Origin of the sequence: Micromonospora sp. SL1-18, from assembly GCF_047921505.1 — a bacterium.
Classification (GTDB): Bacteria; Actinomycetota; Actinomycetes; order Mycobacteriales; family Micromonosporaceae; genus Micromonospora.
This window is the reverse complement of record NZ_JBLROA010000030.1, coordinates 21,274-35,866: the sequence shown is the minus strand read 5'-3', so window position 1 is coordinate 35,866 and position 14,593 is coordinate 21,274. Positions and strand designations below refer to the sequence as shown.

Genomic DNA, 14,593 nt, shown 5'->3' with positions numbered 1-14,593 from the left:
ACGCCCGCTGGCGGCTACCCCTGCTCGGCCAGCCAGGCCGCGATGTTCGCCTGGAAGACCTGCGGGGTGAACCGCTGGACATTGGTCATCGCCGCCTGGGCGGACAGTTTGGACGCCCGACGGATCGGGACCACGTATTCGGCCGGGTCGCTGGTGTCGAGGAGAAAGCCGGTCTCGCCCGTCACCACGGTCTCCAGCAGCCCGCCGCGGGCCCACCCCACAACGGGGGTGCCGCAGGCCTGCGCCTCCACCGGGATCATGCCGAAGTCCTCGAGCGCCGGGTAGAGCAGCGCCACGGCGCCCCAGTACAGCTCGCGGAGCCGTTCCTTCGTCGGCCTGATCTCGAATTCGACCGGGACGTCAACGCGGGCGGCGAGCCGGCGCAGGTTCTCCTCCTCGGGGCCCCCACCGGCGATGACCAGTGGCAGGCGGGCCGCCGCCGCGATCTCGACCATCAAATCGAAATTCTTGTACGGGATCCAGCGGCCGACGCCCAGGAGGTAACGGCGGTCCTGGTCGCGCACCTCCGGCGGGGCCGCCCCGAAGTAGTCCACTTCCACCGGTGGGTTGATCACCCTGGCGTCACGCCCCCAGTAGCGGCTGATCCGTGCCCGCACCTCCTGCGAGTTCGCCGCGTAGCTGTGGACGTGCCGGCTCAGCCGCCTGTCCCCGGCCTGGAGCACGGTGCGCACCGGCGCGAGCAGGGCGTTCGCGCCCCGTTGGTCCAGTTCTGGACTCCAGACGTAGCGGGCGGGTGAGTGCACGTAGCTCAGGTGCCGGGTCCGGTCGGGGTCGCCGATTCTGACCGTGTGCGCGAAGGCATGGCTCGAGGAGATGACGAAGTCGTACGTCTTGCGGGTCAGGGTGCGCCAGGTGAGCGGCATGAGCGGAAGCGCGAGCGCCTTGCTGCGCCGCAACGGCGTCTTCGCCAGCCACGATTCGTGGATCTCCTGGTCCACGGTCGCGTCGTGGTCCTTCCAGAGCACGAATCGTTCCGCGTGCGGCACGACCTCGGCCATGCTCAGGAACACCTGCTCGGAACCGCCGGTGGCACCGAACCACTCGTGAACCAGCGCGACGGAGTGGTCGGCGAGGGGGCGGAGCGCGCAGTCGGGTGTGGACGACGTGAGGCTCACCGGCACATCCTCAGAAGACGACGACGTCGCGGATGTAGCTGGCGAAGCGGCGCAGCTGGTAGGCCTCCGGCACGGGAGAGGTCATCCGAATCACCAGCTGCCGGTCGATCGCGCCGTCTTCTCCACTGCGGAAGTAGGCCACGACGATCAGGCCGTGCCGCTGCCCGCCGTCGGCCTCGAGGATCTTCTCGGCGTAGCTCGCGTACTCGCCGCTACGGATCCACTGCGTGCCCCACGCCTCCTCGACGCCGCGCATCGCGGTCTGCCACTGCGCGGTGCATGGCTGCGGGCAGTCCCGCACGATCACCTCACCGCCGAGCGCCTCGGCGCCCGTCGCGGACGTACCACACTGGTACTTGACGAATCCTTCGGCACGGCCGGCGAGCGTGCACTGCCAGTTCGTGGGCACCTTCACCGGGAAGCCCAGGCCGTCGAGATTCAGCGTCCGTACGGTGTCCCGCTCCTTGAACTTCGGCCACTGGGTCGGCCACGCGCCGGGCTTCGGCGGCTCGACGCCGGGCGACTCGGGCGGCGTCGTCGGCAACAGCGGTGGGGCGCTGGTGCTGGCCGTGTGCTCCGGCTTCTTGTCGCCACCCGAGTTCGCCCACACGGCCACACCACCGGCACCGGCGAGGACCACCAGCACCAGTGCGCCGATCCCGATCCAGCGTCCAGTCCGGTGCCGGGGCGGCGCGGAGGGCGCGATCCGGCGGGCGGGTGCGGTGAACGGCTCCTGCGGCGGCACGCTGACCGGTTGGGGGTGCTCCGGCATCGGCGCGGGGGACACCGGCTGCGGCGCCGGCGACACCTGCTGCGGCGCGGGGGACATCTGCTGCGGCGCGGGGGACACCTGCTGCGGCACCATCGGGGCGTGCATCGCCCACGGCAGTGGTGCCCCGGAGGTGGGGCCCGGTATGCCGGAGGCCGGTGCCGCGGAGACCGGCTGCGGCGGTTCGGTGACCGTGCCGGTGGCCGGGATCAGGATCTCCGCCGCCGACTCCGCCGGCTGCAGTTCCATGCCGAGGTCCTGGAAGAGGCGCTGGGCGCCCATCCCCTCTTCCGCGGGGTACGCCACCCAGGGCTTGGCCGCGGCCAGGTCGGCGTCGACGTAGCGCTGGCCGTCCGGGGTCAGCGCCAGGGCGTTGGCCGCGTTCGCGAAGGCCTCCCGCCAGGGCTGGTCCGTCGCCGCGGCGCCGTCGAGCACCGCCACCGTCGCCAGCCGGTCATGCCCGTCGATCGCCCACCACGCCGTGCCCACCTGGCAGACGCCGAGCGCCTCGGTGAACCTGTACGGACCAACCGACTGCATGCCCCAACTCCTCCGCTCACGGCCGTGCGGATAGTACCGAGTGGATGCTCGTCCCTCCGCCCTCCGGCCGGTGGGCGGGACCGGCGCGGTGTTGCGCTCTGAAAGTTTTTATGCATAGAGTCTCACCATGAATGAAAGCGGCGCGGCGCCCACCGACCGCCTGCTCGACCTGTTCCACGGCGTACGGCTCACCCCCACCCAGCGCCGGATCGCGCACTGCCTCGTGCAGCACGCGGGCGCGGCCGCGTACCTGTCCGCAGCGGAGGTCGCCGAGCTGGCCGGGGTCAGCCAGCCGTCGGTGACCCGGTTCGCGATGGCGCTCGGGCACGACGGCTACCCCGCGCTGCGCCGACGGCTCCGGGAGCTGTCCGCCACCGGCGGCACCGACCCGGCCGACGCCGGCAACGCCTTGCAGCGGGCGGTCCACGCCGAGATGGGCAACCTCGACCGGCTCGCCGGGCAGCTCGCCGACGCCGGCCGGATCGCCGACGTGGGGAAGCTGCTCGCGGCCAGCCGCCCGCTGCCGGTGCTCGGGCTGCGCGCCGCCGCGCCCCTCGCGGCGTACTTCGCGTACTTCGCGGCGAAGGTGCACCCGGACGTACGGGTGCTCGACGACGGCGGCAGCCTCCTCGCCGATCGGCTGGAGCAGGCCGCCGCCGCCGGGGCGAGCGCGCTGCTGGCGTTCGTGCTGCCCCGCTACCCCCGGGAGACCCTGGACGCGCTGCGCGAGGCCCGGGAGTCCGGGCTGACCGTCGTGGCGATCACCGACTCCCCGGTGAGCCCGGCCACCGAGCACGCCGAGGTGGTGCTCCCCGCCACCGTCGGCACCGATCTGGTCTTCGACCTGCACACCGCCCCGATGACCCTGGCCATGGTGGTGCTCCAGGCGATCTGCGACGCCACCCCCGCCGAATCCCAGGCCCGACTCGAGGCGTTCGAGTCGTCCGCCGCCCGCCGTCAGTTGTTCCTCAGCTGAGAGGAGTACGAGATGCACCAGCCCGTCCGCGCCGCCCGCGGCACCGCACGCACCGCGAAGGGGTGGCCGCAGGAGGCCGCGCTACGGATGCTGATGAACAACCTCGACCCGGAGGTCGCCGAGCGCCCCGAGGACCTGGTGGTCTACGGCGGCACCGGCAAGGCCGCACGGGACTGGCCGTCGTACCACGCCCTGGTACGGACGCTGACCGAGCTGCGCGACGACGAGACGATGCTGGTGCAGTCCGGCCGCCCGGTCGGCGTCATGCGGACCCACGAGTGGGCGCCCCGGGTGCTGCTGGCCAACTCCAACCTGGTCGGCGACTGGGCCACCTGGCCCGAGTTCCGCCGCCTGGAGCAGCTCGGCCTGACCATGTACGGGCAGATGACCGCGGGCTCCTGGATCTACATCGGCACCCAGGGCATCCTGCAGGGCACCTACGAGACGTTCGGCGCCGTTGCCGCGAAGCGCTTCAACGGAAGCCTCACCGGCACTCTGACGCTGACCGCCGGCTGCGGCGGGATGGGCGGGGCGCAGCCCCTCGCGGTCACCATGAACGGTGGCGCCTGCCTGATCGTGGACGTGGACCGCAGCCGGCTGGAGCGCCGGGCGCACGACCGCTACCTGGACGAGATCGCCGACTCGCTGGACGACGCGGTCGAGCGGGTGCTCGCCGCGAAGCGGGACCGGCGCGCGCTCAGCGTCGGTGTGGTGGGCAACGCGGCGACCATCTTTCCGGAGCTGCTGCGCCGGGGCGTCGCCATCGACATCGTCACCGACCAGACCAGCGCGCACGACCCGCTGTCGTACCTGCCGGAGGGGGTTGAGCTGGCCGACGCCCGGGACTACGCGAAGGCGAAGCCGGCCGAGTTCACCGACCGGGCCCGCGCGTCGATGGCCAAGCACGTCGAGGCGATGGTCGGCTTCCTCGACGCCGGCGCGGAGGTCTTCGACTACGGCAACTCGATCCGCGGCGAGGCGAAACTCGGCGGGTACGAGCGGGCCTTCGAGTTCCCCGGCTTCGTGCCGGCGTACATCCGGCCGCTGTTCTGCGAGGGTAAAGGCCCGTTCCGCTGGGCCGCCCTCTCCGGCGACCCGGCCGACATCGCCGCCACCGACCGGGCCATCCTCGACCTGTTCCCCGAGAACGAGTCCCTGGCCCGGTGGATCCGGATGGCCGGCGAGCGGGTGGCCTTCCAGGGCCTGCCGGCCCGGATCTGCTGGCTCGGCTACGGCGAGCGGGACAAGGCCGGGGTGCGGTTCAACGAGATGGTCGCCTCGGGCGAGCTGAGCGCGCCGGTGGTGATCGGCCGGGACCACCTGGACTGCGGGAGCGTGGCCAGCCCCTACCGGGAGACCGAGGCGATGGCCGACGGCTCCGACGCGATCGCCGACTGGCCGCTGCTCAACGCCCTGGTCAACACCGCCAGCGGGGCGTCCTGGGTGTCCATCCACCACGGCGGCGGGGTGGGCATCGGCCGCTCCATCCACGCCGGCCAGGTCTGCGTCGCAGACGGCAGCGCCCTCGCCGGGCAGAAGATCGAGCGGGTGCTGACCAACGACCCGGCGATGGGCGTCATCCGGCACGTGGACGCCGGGTACGACGACGCCCGCGAGGTCGCCGCGCGCACCGGCGTCCGAGTCCCCATGGCCGAGGCGTGAGGAAGGGCCCCTTGTTAACGCATTCGGTAGAGGAAGGGACCCTTCCTAACAGGTTCCGGAGGTTGTGGGACGAGATCGCGCCGGTCGGGCGGGACGACCGCAGCGGCGGCTACCTGCGGTACGCGCTCACCGAGCCGGAGATCACGCTGCGGGGCTGGTTCCGCGAGCAGGCCGACCAGCGGGGCATGCCCGTGCAGGAGGACGGCAACGGGAACCTGTTCGCCTGGTGGGGCGACCCCGACACGGGGAACGCGGTGCTCACCGGCAGCCACTTCGACTCGGTGCCGCACGGCGGCGCGTACGACGGGCCGCTCGGCATCGTCAGCGCGTTCCTCGCCGTGGACGAGCTGCGGGCGGCCGGGGTCACCCCCGTCCGGCCGGTGGCGGTGGCCGCGTTCGTGGAGGAGGAGGGCGGCCGGTTCGGCGTACCCTGCCTGGGGTCGCGGCTGCTCACCGGGGAGATCGCGGTGGACCGCGCGGCCGACCTGCGCGACGCGGCCGGGGTGAGCTTCGCCGAGGCGCTGGGCGACCGGCCGGCGGGCGCCGACCCGGGCCTGCTCGGCCGCTTCGCGGCCTTCGTGGAACTGCACGTCGAGCAGGGCCGCGCGCTGGTCGACCAGGCCGCGCCGGTCGCGGTGGCCAGCGCGATCTGGCCGCACGGCCGCTGGCGTTTCGACTTCCACGGCGAGGGCAACCACGCGGGTACGACCCGGATGGCGGACCGCCGCGACCCGATGCTCACGTACGCGTTCACCGTGCTCGCGGCGAACAAGGAGGCCCGGCTACGCGACGCGCACGCCACGGTGGGCCGGGTGTCGGTGGAGCCGAACGCCACCAACGCGATCCCGGCGAAGGTGACCGGCTGGCTGGACGCCCGGGCCGCCGAGCCGGAGACGCTGCACGGCCTGGTCGAGGCGGTCCGCACCAAGGCCGCCGATCGGGCGGCCCGGGACGGCACCGAACTGACCTGCACGCAGGAGTCGGCGACCCCCCTCGTCGCGTTCGACGGCGGGCTGGCCGACCGGCTGGCGGCGCTGCTGGACGCGCCGGTGCTGCCCACCGGGGCGGGGCACGACGCGGGCGTGCTGGCCGCGCACCTGCCCACCGCGATGCTGTTCGTACGGAACCCGACCGGGGTGTCACACTCCCCCGCCGAGTCCGCCACCGACGCCGACTGCGCCGCCGGGGTGACCGCCCTGGCCTGGGTGCTGGAGGAGCTGGCATGCCGCTGACCCGCTGGCTGGCCGAGTACGCCTGGCTGCCCGACCACGCCAAACCCACCGCCGACGTGCTGATCGAGGCCGAGAACGGCCGGATCACCGCGATCACCCCGCTCGTCGGCGGCGGCGCGCCGGCCGCCGGGGTCGAGGTGCTGCGCGACGCGGTACGACTGCCCGGGCTCACCCTGCCCGGCCTGGCCAACGCCCACTCGCACGCCTTCCACCGGGCGCTGCGCGGGCGTACCCACGGCGGGCGGGGGGACTTCTGGAGCTGGCGGGACGTCATGTACACCGTGGCCGCCCGGCTCGACCCGGACTCGTACCTGGCCCTGGCCCGGGCCGCATACGCGGAGATGGCGCTCGCCGGGATCACCTGCGTCGGCGAGTTCCACTACCTGCACCACGGCCCGAACGGCACCCCGTACGCCGACCCGAATGCGATGTCGGCGGCGCTGGTGGAGGCGGCCGCGCACGCCGGCATCCGGATCACCCTGCTGGACACGGCGTACCTGACCGCCACGGTGGACGGGGATCCGCTGGTCGGGCCGCAGCGGCGGTTCGACGACGGGGACGCGCTGCGCTGGGCGGAACGGGTGAGCGGGTTCCGCCCGGAGAACGACCACGCCCGGATCGGTGCGGCGATCCACTCGGTGCGGGCGGTGCCGGCGGAGCAGCTCGCCACGGTGGCCGGCTGGGCGGACCGGCAGGGCCTGCCGCTGCACGTACACCTGTCCGAGCAGCCGGCCGAGAACGACGCCTGCCGGGCCGTGCACGGCCGCACCCCGGCCCGGCTGCTGGCCGACCACGGGGTCCTCGGCCGGCGCACCACCGCGATCCACGCCACCCACCCGACCAGCGCGGACGTCACGCTGCTCGGGGAGAGCCGAGCCGGGGTCTGCCTCTGCCCGACCACCGAGCGGGACCTCGCCGACGGGATCGGGCCGGCCCGCCGGATGGCCGAGGCGGGCAGCCCGCTCAGCCTCGGCAGCGACAGCCACGCCGTGGTCGACCTCTTCGAGGAGGCCCGCGCGGTGGAGCTGGACGAGCGACTGCGTACCCGCAGGCGCGGCCACTTCACCGCCGCCGAGCTGGTCACCGCCGCCACCGTCGGCGGGCACGCCGCGCTGGGCTGGGGCGACGCCGGCCGGCTGTCGGTCGGGAACCGGGCCGACCTGGTCACCGTACGGCTGGACAGCGCGCGGACAGCCGGGGTGCCGCCGGTCGGGGTGTTCTTCGCCGCCACCGCCGCCGACGTCACCCACGTGGTGGTCGACGGCCGGGCCGTGGTCGCCGACAGCCGGCACCTGACCGTCGACGTGCCGACCGAGCTGCGCGCGGCGATCGAGGAGGTGACCCGACCATGAGAAGCCTGCTGGTCGACAACATCGGCGAACTGGTCACCAACTCGCCGTACGAGGGCGAGGGCGGGCCGCTGGGCATCCGCCGGAACGCCGCGCTGCTGGTCGAGGACGGCCTGGTCGCCTGGGTCGGGCCGGCCCGGGACGCCCCGGCCGCCGACCGCCGGATCGACGCCGAGGGCGCGGCCGTGCTGCCCGGCTTCGTGGACAGCCACGCCCACCTGGTCTTCGCCGGGGACCGGGCCGCCGAGTTCGCCGCCCGGATGGCCGGCGAGCCGTACACCGGGGGCGGCATCCGCACCACCGTGGGGGCCACCCGCGCCGCCTCCGACGACGAGCTGCGGGCCACGGTCCGCCGGCTGCGCGGCGAGGCGATGCGGCAGGGCACCACCACCATCGAGATCAAGAGCGGGTACGGCCTCACCGTCGCCGACGAGGCCCGCTCGCTGCGGATCGCCGCCGAGTTCACCGAGGACACCACGTTCCTCGGCGCGCACGTCGTCCCCGCCGAGTACGCCGGCCGCCCCGACGACTACGTCGGCATGGTGTGCGGGCCGATGCTGGCCGCCGCCGCTCCGTACGCCCGCTGGATCGACGTGTTCTGCGAGCGGGGCGCCTTCGACCTGGACCACGCCCGGGCGATCCTCGCCTGCGGGCAGGCGGTCGGGCTGGGCGTGCGGGTGCACGCCAACCAGCTCGGCCCCGGCCCGGGCGTGCGGCTCGGGGTGGAACTCGGTGCGGCCAGCGTGGACCACTGCACCCACCTGTCCGACGCCGACATCGACGCGCTCGCGTCGACCCGGATCGACTGCATGTGCGCCGAAGGCCCGCACACCAGCACCATCGCCACGCTGCTGCCCGGCGCGGAGTTCTCCACCCGGTCGCCGTATCCCGACGCCCGCCGGCTGCTCGACGCGGGCGTCACCGTGGCGCTGGCCACCGACTGCAACCCCGGGTCGTCGTACACCTCGTCGATGCCGTTCTGCATCGCCCTCGCCGTACGCGAGATGCGGATGACCCCGGCGGAGGCGGTGTGGGCCGCGACCGCCGGCGGGGCGGCGGCGCTGCGCCGCACCGACGTCGGCCGGCTGGCGCGGGGCGCCCGGGCCGACCTGATGATCCTCGACGCCCCTTCCCACCTGCACCTGGCCTACCGGCCCGGTGTGCCCCTGATCCGCCACGTCCTGCACAACGGAGTGCTCCCGTCAACTTCTCGGCCCTGAAGGACAGTGCTTGTTCGGTCCTACAGGTTGGTTGACCAGCCCCAGAAACCTCTGAAGGGAGGGATCTACGTTGTACACAGGTCAGAAGACCCACTCTGGGGTGCTTCCTCAGCCCCGGACCCTGGAATCCACGTCAGCAGACACGGCCCCGAGAAGCCACGAAACGGGACACGGACGCCACCCGGCAGCCGGTGTGCGACATGGGCGAGGGGAGACCGGCGTGAGCCGGCGTCACCCGGAACCCGCCTCGGCGGGAACTGGAGCGGGCTGTGAGGCCCATACCCACCCGATGGTGTTCGTGCTCGACCGTCGCCACCGGCCACTACAACCGTGCGCCCCGGCGCGGGCCCGGAAGCTGCTGGCGTCCGGGCGGGCGGTGGTGCACCGCCACACCCCGTTCGTGATCCGGCTCAAAGACCGCGAGGTCGCCTCCTCGCAGGTGGACGGGGTTGAGGTCGGGATCGATCCGGGGTCAAAGTTCACCGGCATCGCGGTCTTCCGCGCGGAGAAGGCGGACGACGACATAGTCCGGACGGGCTTGTTCGGAATTGAGGTTCGCCATCGGGGTGGGCAGATCCGGGACAGATTGACCGCCCGCGCCGCTCTGCGGCGTGGTCGTCGGTCGCGGAACCTGCGCTACCGCGCACCCCGATACGCCAATCGGCGTAGGCCGCAAGGGTGGTTGGCGCCATCGTTGCGGCACCGGGTCGACAACACCATGTCCTGGGTTCAGCGGCTGTGCCGTTGGGCACCCGTGGCCCGGCTGCATGTGGAGCGGGTCGCGTTCGACACCCAACTCCTGCAGAACCCCGACATCTCCGGGGTCGAGTACCAGCACGGCACCCTGCACGGCTACGAAGTCCGCGAATACCTCCTCGCGAAGCACGGACGCAAATGCGCCTACTGCGGCGCGGTCGGAGTGCCGCTGAACATCGACCACATCGTGCCCCGCTCACGCGGCGGCTCCGACCGGGTGTCGAACCTGACCCTGGCCTGCATCCCCTGCAACCAGACCAAGGACGCCAACACATTCCTCGCGGACCGGCCCGCCGTGCTGGCCCGGATCCGACGACAGCAGAAACTGCCACTCCGGGATGCCGCTGCGGTGTCGACGACCCGGTGGGCGTTGTGGCACGCCCTTGTGGCCACCGGCCTGTCAGTGCAGGTCGCCACCGGCGGGCGCACCAAATGGAATCGACACCGCACCGGCGCTCCGAAGGCCCACACCCTCGACGCTCTCCACGTCGGCGTACTCACCACCGTGCGGTCCTGTCCGAGGCAGGTGCTCGTGGCCACCGCCACCGGGCGCGGCAGCTACGCCCGCACCCGTGCCGACCAATACGGGTTCCCCCGACTACGACTACCCCGAACCAAAACCATACGCGGCTTCCAAACCGGCGACCTGGTACGCGCTGTCGTACCCACCGGCAAGAACACCGGCCGACATGAGGGCCGAGTCGCTGTCCGAACCACCGGCCGTTTCAACATCCGCACCCGCCACACCCTCGTACAAAGCGTGCACCACCGATACGTCCACCTGCTGCAACGTGCAGACGGATGGGCCTACACACGAGAGGAGGAACGGCGCTTTCACCCGGCCCCCAACGACCGGGTATCCACGCCGCATACCTGATGACCGTCACCATCCAGTCCACCGGAATCGCCCCCGCCGACGTGCTCGCCGTCGCCCGCGCCACCGCCAAGGTCGTCCTCGACCCGGCCGCGGTGGCGGCGATGGCGACCAGCCGGTCCATCGTGGACGGCATCGAGGCGGCCGGCCGGCCCGTCTACGGCGTCTCCACCGGGTTCGGGGCCCTCGCGAACACCTTCGTCGCGCCCGAACGCCGGGCCGAGCTGCAGCACGCGCTGATCCGCTCGCACTCCGCCGGGGTCGGTGCGCCGATGCCCCGCGAGGTGGTCCGGGCGATGATGCTGCTGCGGGTACGCTCGCTCGCCCTCGGCCGCTCCGGGGTCCGGCCGCTGGTCGCCGAGGCCCTGGTGGACCTGCTCAACCACGAGGTCACCCCGTGGGTGCCGGAGCACGGCTCGCTCGGCGCCTCCGGCGACCTGGCGCCGCTGGCGCACTGCGCGCTGGTGCTGCTCGGCGAGGGCTGGGTGCTCGGCCCGGCCGGGGAGCGGATCCCCGGCGGCGAGGCGCTGCGCCGGGTCGGGCTGGCGCCGATCGAGCTGGCCGCCAAGGAGGGGCTGGCGCTGATCAACGGCACCGACGGGATGCTCGGCATGCTGCTGCTGGCCATCCACGACGCCCGGCACCTGTTCGCCATGGCCGACGTGACCACCGCCCTGGCCATCGAGGCGATGCTCGGCTCGGAACGGCCGTTCCTGCCCGAGCTGCACGTCATCCGGCCGCATCCCGGCCAGGCGGCCTCGGCGGCGAACATCCACAAGCTGCTGCAGGACTCGACGGTGATGGACTCGCACCGTCACGACCTGGCGCACGCGGTGCAGGACGCGTACTCGATGCGCTGCGCCCCTCAGGTGGCCGGCGCGGCCCGGGACACCCTCGACTTCGTCGAGACCGTGGCCGGGCGGGAGCTGCGGTCCGTGGTCGACAACCCGGTGGTGCTGCCGGACGGCCGGGTCGAGTCGACCGGCAACTTCCACGGCGCGCCGCTCGGCTTCGCCGCGGACTACCTGGCCATCGCCGCCGCCGAGGTGGGCGCGATCGCGGAACGCCGGGTGGACCGCCTGCTCGACGTCACCCGTTCCCGGGAGCTGCCCGCGTTCCTCTCCCCCGACGCCGGGGTCAACTCCGGGCTGATGATCGCCCAGTACACGGCGGCCGGGATCGTCGCGGAGAACCGGCGACTGGCCGCCCCCGCGTCGGTGGACTCGCTGCCCACCAGCGGCATGCAGGAGGACCACGTCTCGATGGGCTGGGCGGCGACCAAGAAGCTGCGGACCGTGCTGGACAATCTGAACAGCCTGCTCGCGGTGGAGCTGCTGGCGGCCGTACGCGGGCTCCAGCTCCGGGCCCCGCTGACCCCGTCGCCGGCCGGCCGGGCCGCGTTGGCCGCCCTCGGTGACGTGGTGGGCGAGCCGGGGCCGGACGTGTTCCTCGCCCCGCTGATCGAGGCCGCCCGCGAGGTGCTGCGCGGCCCCGAGCTGCGCGCGGCGATCGAGCGGGAGGTCGGCCCGCTCGGCTGACCGGATCCACTCCTGGGGGCTGTCCCCCAGGAAGGTCGGAGGTCAGCCCCGTACCCCCCACCGCACGGTGCTCATAGCGTCGAATCCGCACGCACCGGCGACGGGAGGACGAGACATGACGACAGCGGCACAGCTACGACGACCGCAGCGTCCCGGCCCGGTCGGCCGACTGTTCCTCGGGCCAGACCACCGGTTGCGCCGATGGTGGCGGGTATCGGGGTACCTCGTCGCGGTGCTGGCGGTGGCCGCGCCGCTGGGAATGTGGGGGCAACGGTCCCTGACCGCGAACCTGGCGGCGCACGCCGGGGTGCCCGTCGCCGTTCTCGGCGTCACCTACGCCTTCCGGCGGCACGTCGACCGGCGGCCGTGGCGGGACCTTGGGCTGACCGGCCGGCCCGGTCGGGGCCTGTGGACCGGTTTCCTGACCGGCGTCATGGCGATGGTCGCGTATTTTGCGGTGCTGTGGACGGCAGGCTGGGCGCGGATCACCGGGACGGAGCTGACCGAGCGAGGGGTGGTGCCGGCCGTCGGGCTGCTGGCCATGGGCCTGTTTTTCTTCACGACCAGCGCCGTGGTGCAGGAGGTCGCATTCCGGGGGTACGTGTTGCAGACGCTCGCCGACGGAGGGTCGCTGCGCAAGGCCGCAATCGCGTCGAGCCTGATCTTCGCCGTGCTGCACTTCTCCGACCTACCGACCCCGCTGTTCGCCCTGGTCCTGCTCGCCGATCTCACCTTGATGGCCGGCTTCCTTATACTGACCCGGCTCTCCACCGGCGCGCTCTGGACGGCCGTCGGCTTCCACACCGCCTGGAACTGGACCATGGACACGGTCTTCTCCCTGGACACCGACGCGGGCGCTGACTACGGAAACGCCCTGGTCCACGTACGGCTGCACGCCCCGTCGGCCGGGCTCGGGCCGAACGGCGCAGCGGAACTGCTCTACCTGCTGGCCTCGGTCCTGCTGTTCACCGGGTACTGGCTGGCCACCCGCCCGAGTGCGGCGGTGGTGCCGGCATGAGTAGCCCTGTGTCAAGCCCTCACTGGTTGATCTTGGTTGAGGAGTCGTTGGAGTGCTCGGTGCTGGGTGGGGTCGTAGGCGGTGCCGGTGGTCCAGCACTTCCAGATGATGTCGAGCCAGGCGCGGGCGAGGATGCGGACGGCGTGGGGGTGGTCGTGGCCGCGGGCGCGGGCGCGTCGGTAGAGGTCGGCAGCCCAGGGGTTGGCGTGGCGGCTGTCGCCGGCGAAGTCGCAGACGGCGTCGCGCAGTTGCTTGTCGACGGCCCAGCGGAACGCGACGACGCGGGCTTTGCCGGACTCGCGGGTGGATGGTGCGACACCGGCGAGGCAGGCCAGGGATGTCGGGGTGGGGAACCTGCCGCGGGCGTCGCCGATCTCGGCGAGCAGTCGGGCAGCGCGGACGGTGCCGGATTTCGGCATGCTGGTGAAGATTTGCCGGTCGGGGTGGACGGTGAGGGCTTCGGTGATCTGCTGGGCCAGGGCCTCGATCTGAGCGGTGATCGTTTGGATGGTGGCCAGGTAGGCGCGGGTGATACCGGCCAGGGCCTGGCCGTGGTCGCCGGTGGCGCCGCGGGCAGCGGTGGTGATCCGGGTGTGCAGGACGGCGGGGTCGGTGCGGCCGCAGTATCCGACGCTGGTCAGCCAGGCGGCCAGGCGTTTCGGCGAGAGCCAGTCGAGGGCGTCCTGGCTGGCGAAACGGGTCAGGAAGCGCAGGCTGACGGCGGAGTCGAGGTCGGCGAACAGGTCGACGGCGGCGGGCAGGGCGGTCTGCAGGTGCGCGCGCAGCTGGTTGGTCGCGGCGACGCGGTGCGCGACCAGGTCTTTACGAGCTCGGCACAGTTTCCGCAGCGCGGTGGTCGGTTCGCTGTCCAGCAGCAGCGGTGTGAGCCTGCGGCGGTCGGTGCGGACGGTGTCGGCCAGGACGTAGGCGTCGAACCGGTCGTCCTTGTTACCGGCCGAGCCGTACCGGCGGCGCAGCGCTTTGACCTGCGACGGCGGGATCACGAACACCGTGCGGCCAGCAGCGAGCAGCGCGTCGACGACCGGTCCGTCACCGCGTTCGATGCCGACATCGTCGACTCCATGACGGTCCAGGACCGTGTTCAGCCTGTTCAGGCCAGTCTTGTTGTGGGTCACGATGAACCGTTCGATCGGCTCTCCGTCCGCGTCGAGCACGCACACGGCATGGTTGTCCTTCGCCCAGTCGACGCCGGCCGTGACCGCTCGCTTCGTACCGGGGGTGTCCTGCACACTCATTGTTGCCTCTCCGCTGCGCTACCAGTGGGGAAGCACCTGGCGGTTCCGGGACACCACAGCCGGTTGCTCATTGAGCGGCGTTCGCACACGCATAGCCCTGTGGCCGATCGGGATGTCCCGGGCCGCCGGGCCTCGCAGAACTCATGCTGGACCTCGAAGGTCGAGCGAGCAGGGCGATGGCCCGACGATCACCGGTGCACTCGAACCAACATCAGCTCGAGTGAGACAAGGGTGCACCAATGAGCTCGGTGGGGAGGGCGATCCGGA

General features: G+C 72.5%; 11 protein-coding genes. 8 read left to right on the top strand and 3 right to left on the bottom strand.

Annotated elements, in window-relative coordinates:
* Positions 1-14: 14 nt before the first annotated feature.
* Together ACNAW0_RS16530 and ACNAW0_RS16525 are read right to left on the bottom strand one after the other, a co-directional pair.
* Complete coding sequence (locus ACNAW0_RS16530; RefSeq protein ID WP_416288763.1) at positions 15-1,136, bottom strand: glycosyltransferase; 1,122 nt, start codon at positions 1,134-1,136, stop codon at positions 15-17.
* 10 nt (positions 1,137-1,146) lie between these two features.
* A complete protein-coding gene (locus ACNAW0_RS16525) occupies positions 1,147-2,445 on the bottom strand; it encodes a hypothetical protein (RefSeq protein WP_416288762.1) in 1,299 nt (432 codons plus the stop codon).
* 127 nt (positions 2,446-2,572) lie between these two features.
* Here ACNAW0_RS16525 and ACNAW0_RS16520 point away from each other — a divergent pair, with 127 nt between their 5' ends.
* The 8 genes from ACNAW0_RS16520 to ACNAW0_RS16485 all read left to right on the top strand — a co-directional run bounded on the left by ACNAW0_RS16520 (position 2,573) and on the right by ACNAW0_RS16485 (position 13,070).
* A complete protein-coding gene (locus ACNAW0_RS16520) occupies positions 2,573-3,421 on the top strand; it encodes a MurR/RpiR family transcriptional regulator (RefSeq protein ID WP_416288761.1) in 849 nt (282 codons plus the stop codon).
* A gap of 12 nt (positions 3,422-3,433) precedes the next feature.
* Positions 3,434-5,083: a urocanate hydratase gene (hutU, locus tag ACNAW0_RS16515; RefSeq protein WP_416288760.1), complete on the top strand. Its 1,650-nt coding sequence runs from the start codon at positions 3,434-3,436 to the stop codon at positions 5,081-5,083.
* A gap of 11 nt (positions 5,084-5,094) precedes the next feature.
* Entirely contained in the window at positions 5,095-6,315 is a 1,221-nt protein-coding gene (locus ACNAW0_RS16510; protein ID WP_416288759.1) for an allantoate amidohydrolase, read from the top strand.
* Entirely contained in the window at positions 6,312-7,667 is a 1,356-nt protein-coding gene (locus tag ACNAW0_RS16505; protein ID WP_416288808.1) for a formimidoylglutamate deiminase, read from the top strand. The genes ACNAW0_RS16510 and ACNAW0_RS16505 overlap by 4 nt, the downstream gene beginning before the upstream one ends.
* A complete protein-coding gene (gene hutI / locus ACNAW0_RS16500) occupies positions 7,664-8,884 on the top strand; it encodes an imidazolonepropionase (protein ID WP_416288758.1) in 1,221 nt (406 codons plus the stop codon). The genes ACNAW0_RS16505 and hutI overlap by 4 nt, the downstream gene beginning before the upstream one ends.
* Before the next feature lie 289 nt (positions 8,885-9,173).
* Positions 9,174-10,517 carry an RNA-guided endonuclease IscB gene (gene iscB, locus ACNAW0_RS16495; RefSeq protein WP_416288757.1) on the top strand — a complete coding sequence of 448 codons (1,344 nt, stop codon included), beginning with the start codon at positions 9,174-9,176 and terminating at the stop codon, positions 10,515-10,517.
* A complete protein-coding gene (gene hutH / locus ACNAW0_RS16490) occupies positions 10,514-12,052 on the top strand; it encodes a histidine ammonia-lyase (protein ID WP_416288807.1) in 1,539 nt (512 codons plus the stop codon). Before iscB ends, hutH begins: the two co-directional genes overlap by 4 nt.
* A 115-nt stretch (positions 12,053-12,167) precedes the next feature.
* The gene (locus ACNAW0_RS16485; protein WP_416288755.1) at positions 12,168-13,070 is read left to right on the top strand and encodes a lysostaphin resistance A-like protein; all 903 of its coding nucleotides are present in this window, start codon (positions 12,168-12,170) and stop codon (positions 13,068-13,070) included.
* A gap of 11 nt (positions 13,071-13,081) precedes the next feature.
* Here the strand turns inward: ACNAW0_RS16485 and ACNAW0_RS16480 are convergent, their stop codons facing one another.
* Positions 13,082-14,326 carry an IS110 family transposase gene (locus tag ACNAW0_RS16480; RefSeq protein ID WP_416288753.1) on the bottom strand — a complete coding sequence of 415 codons (1,245 nt, stop codon included), beginning with the start codon at positions 14,324-14,326 and terminating at the stop codon, positions 13,082-13,084.
* Between the last annotated feature and the right edge of the window lie 267 nt (positions 14,327-14,593).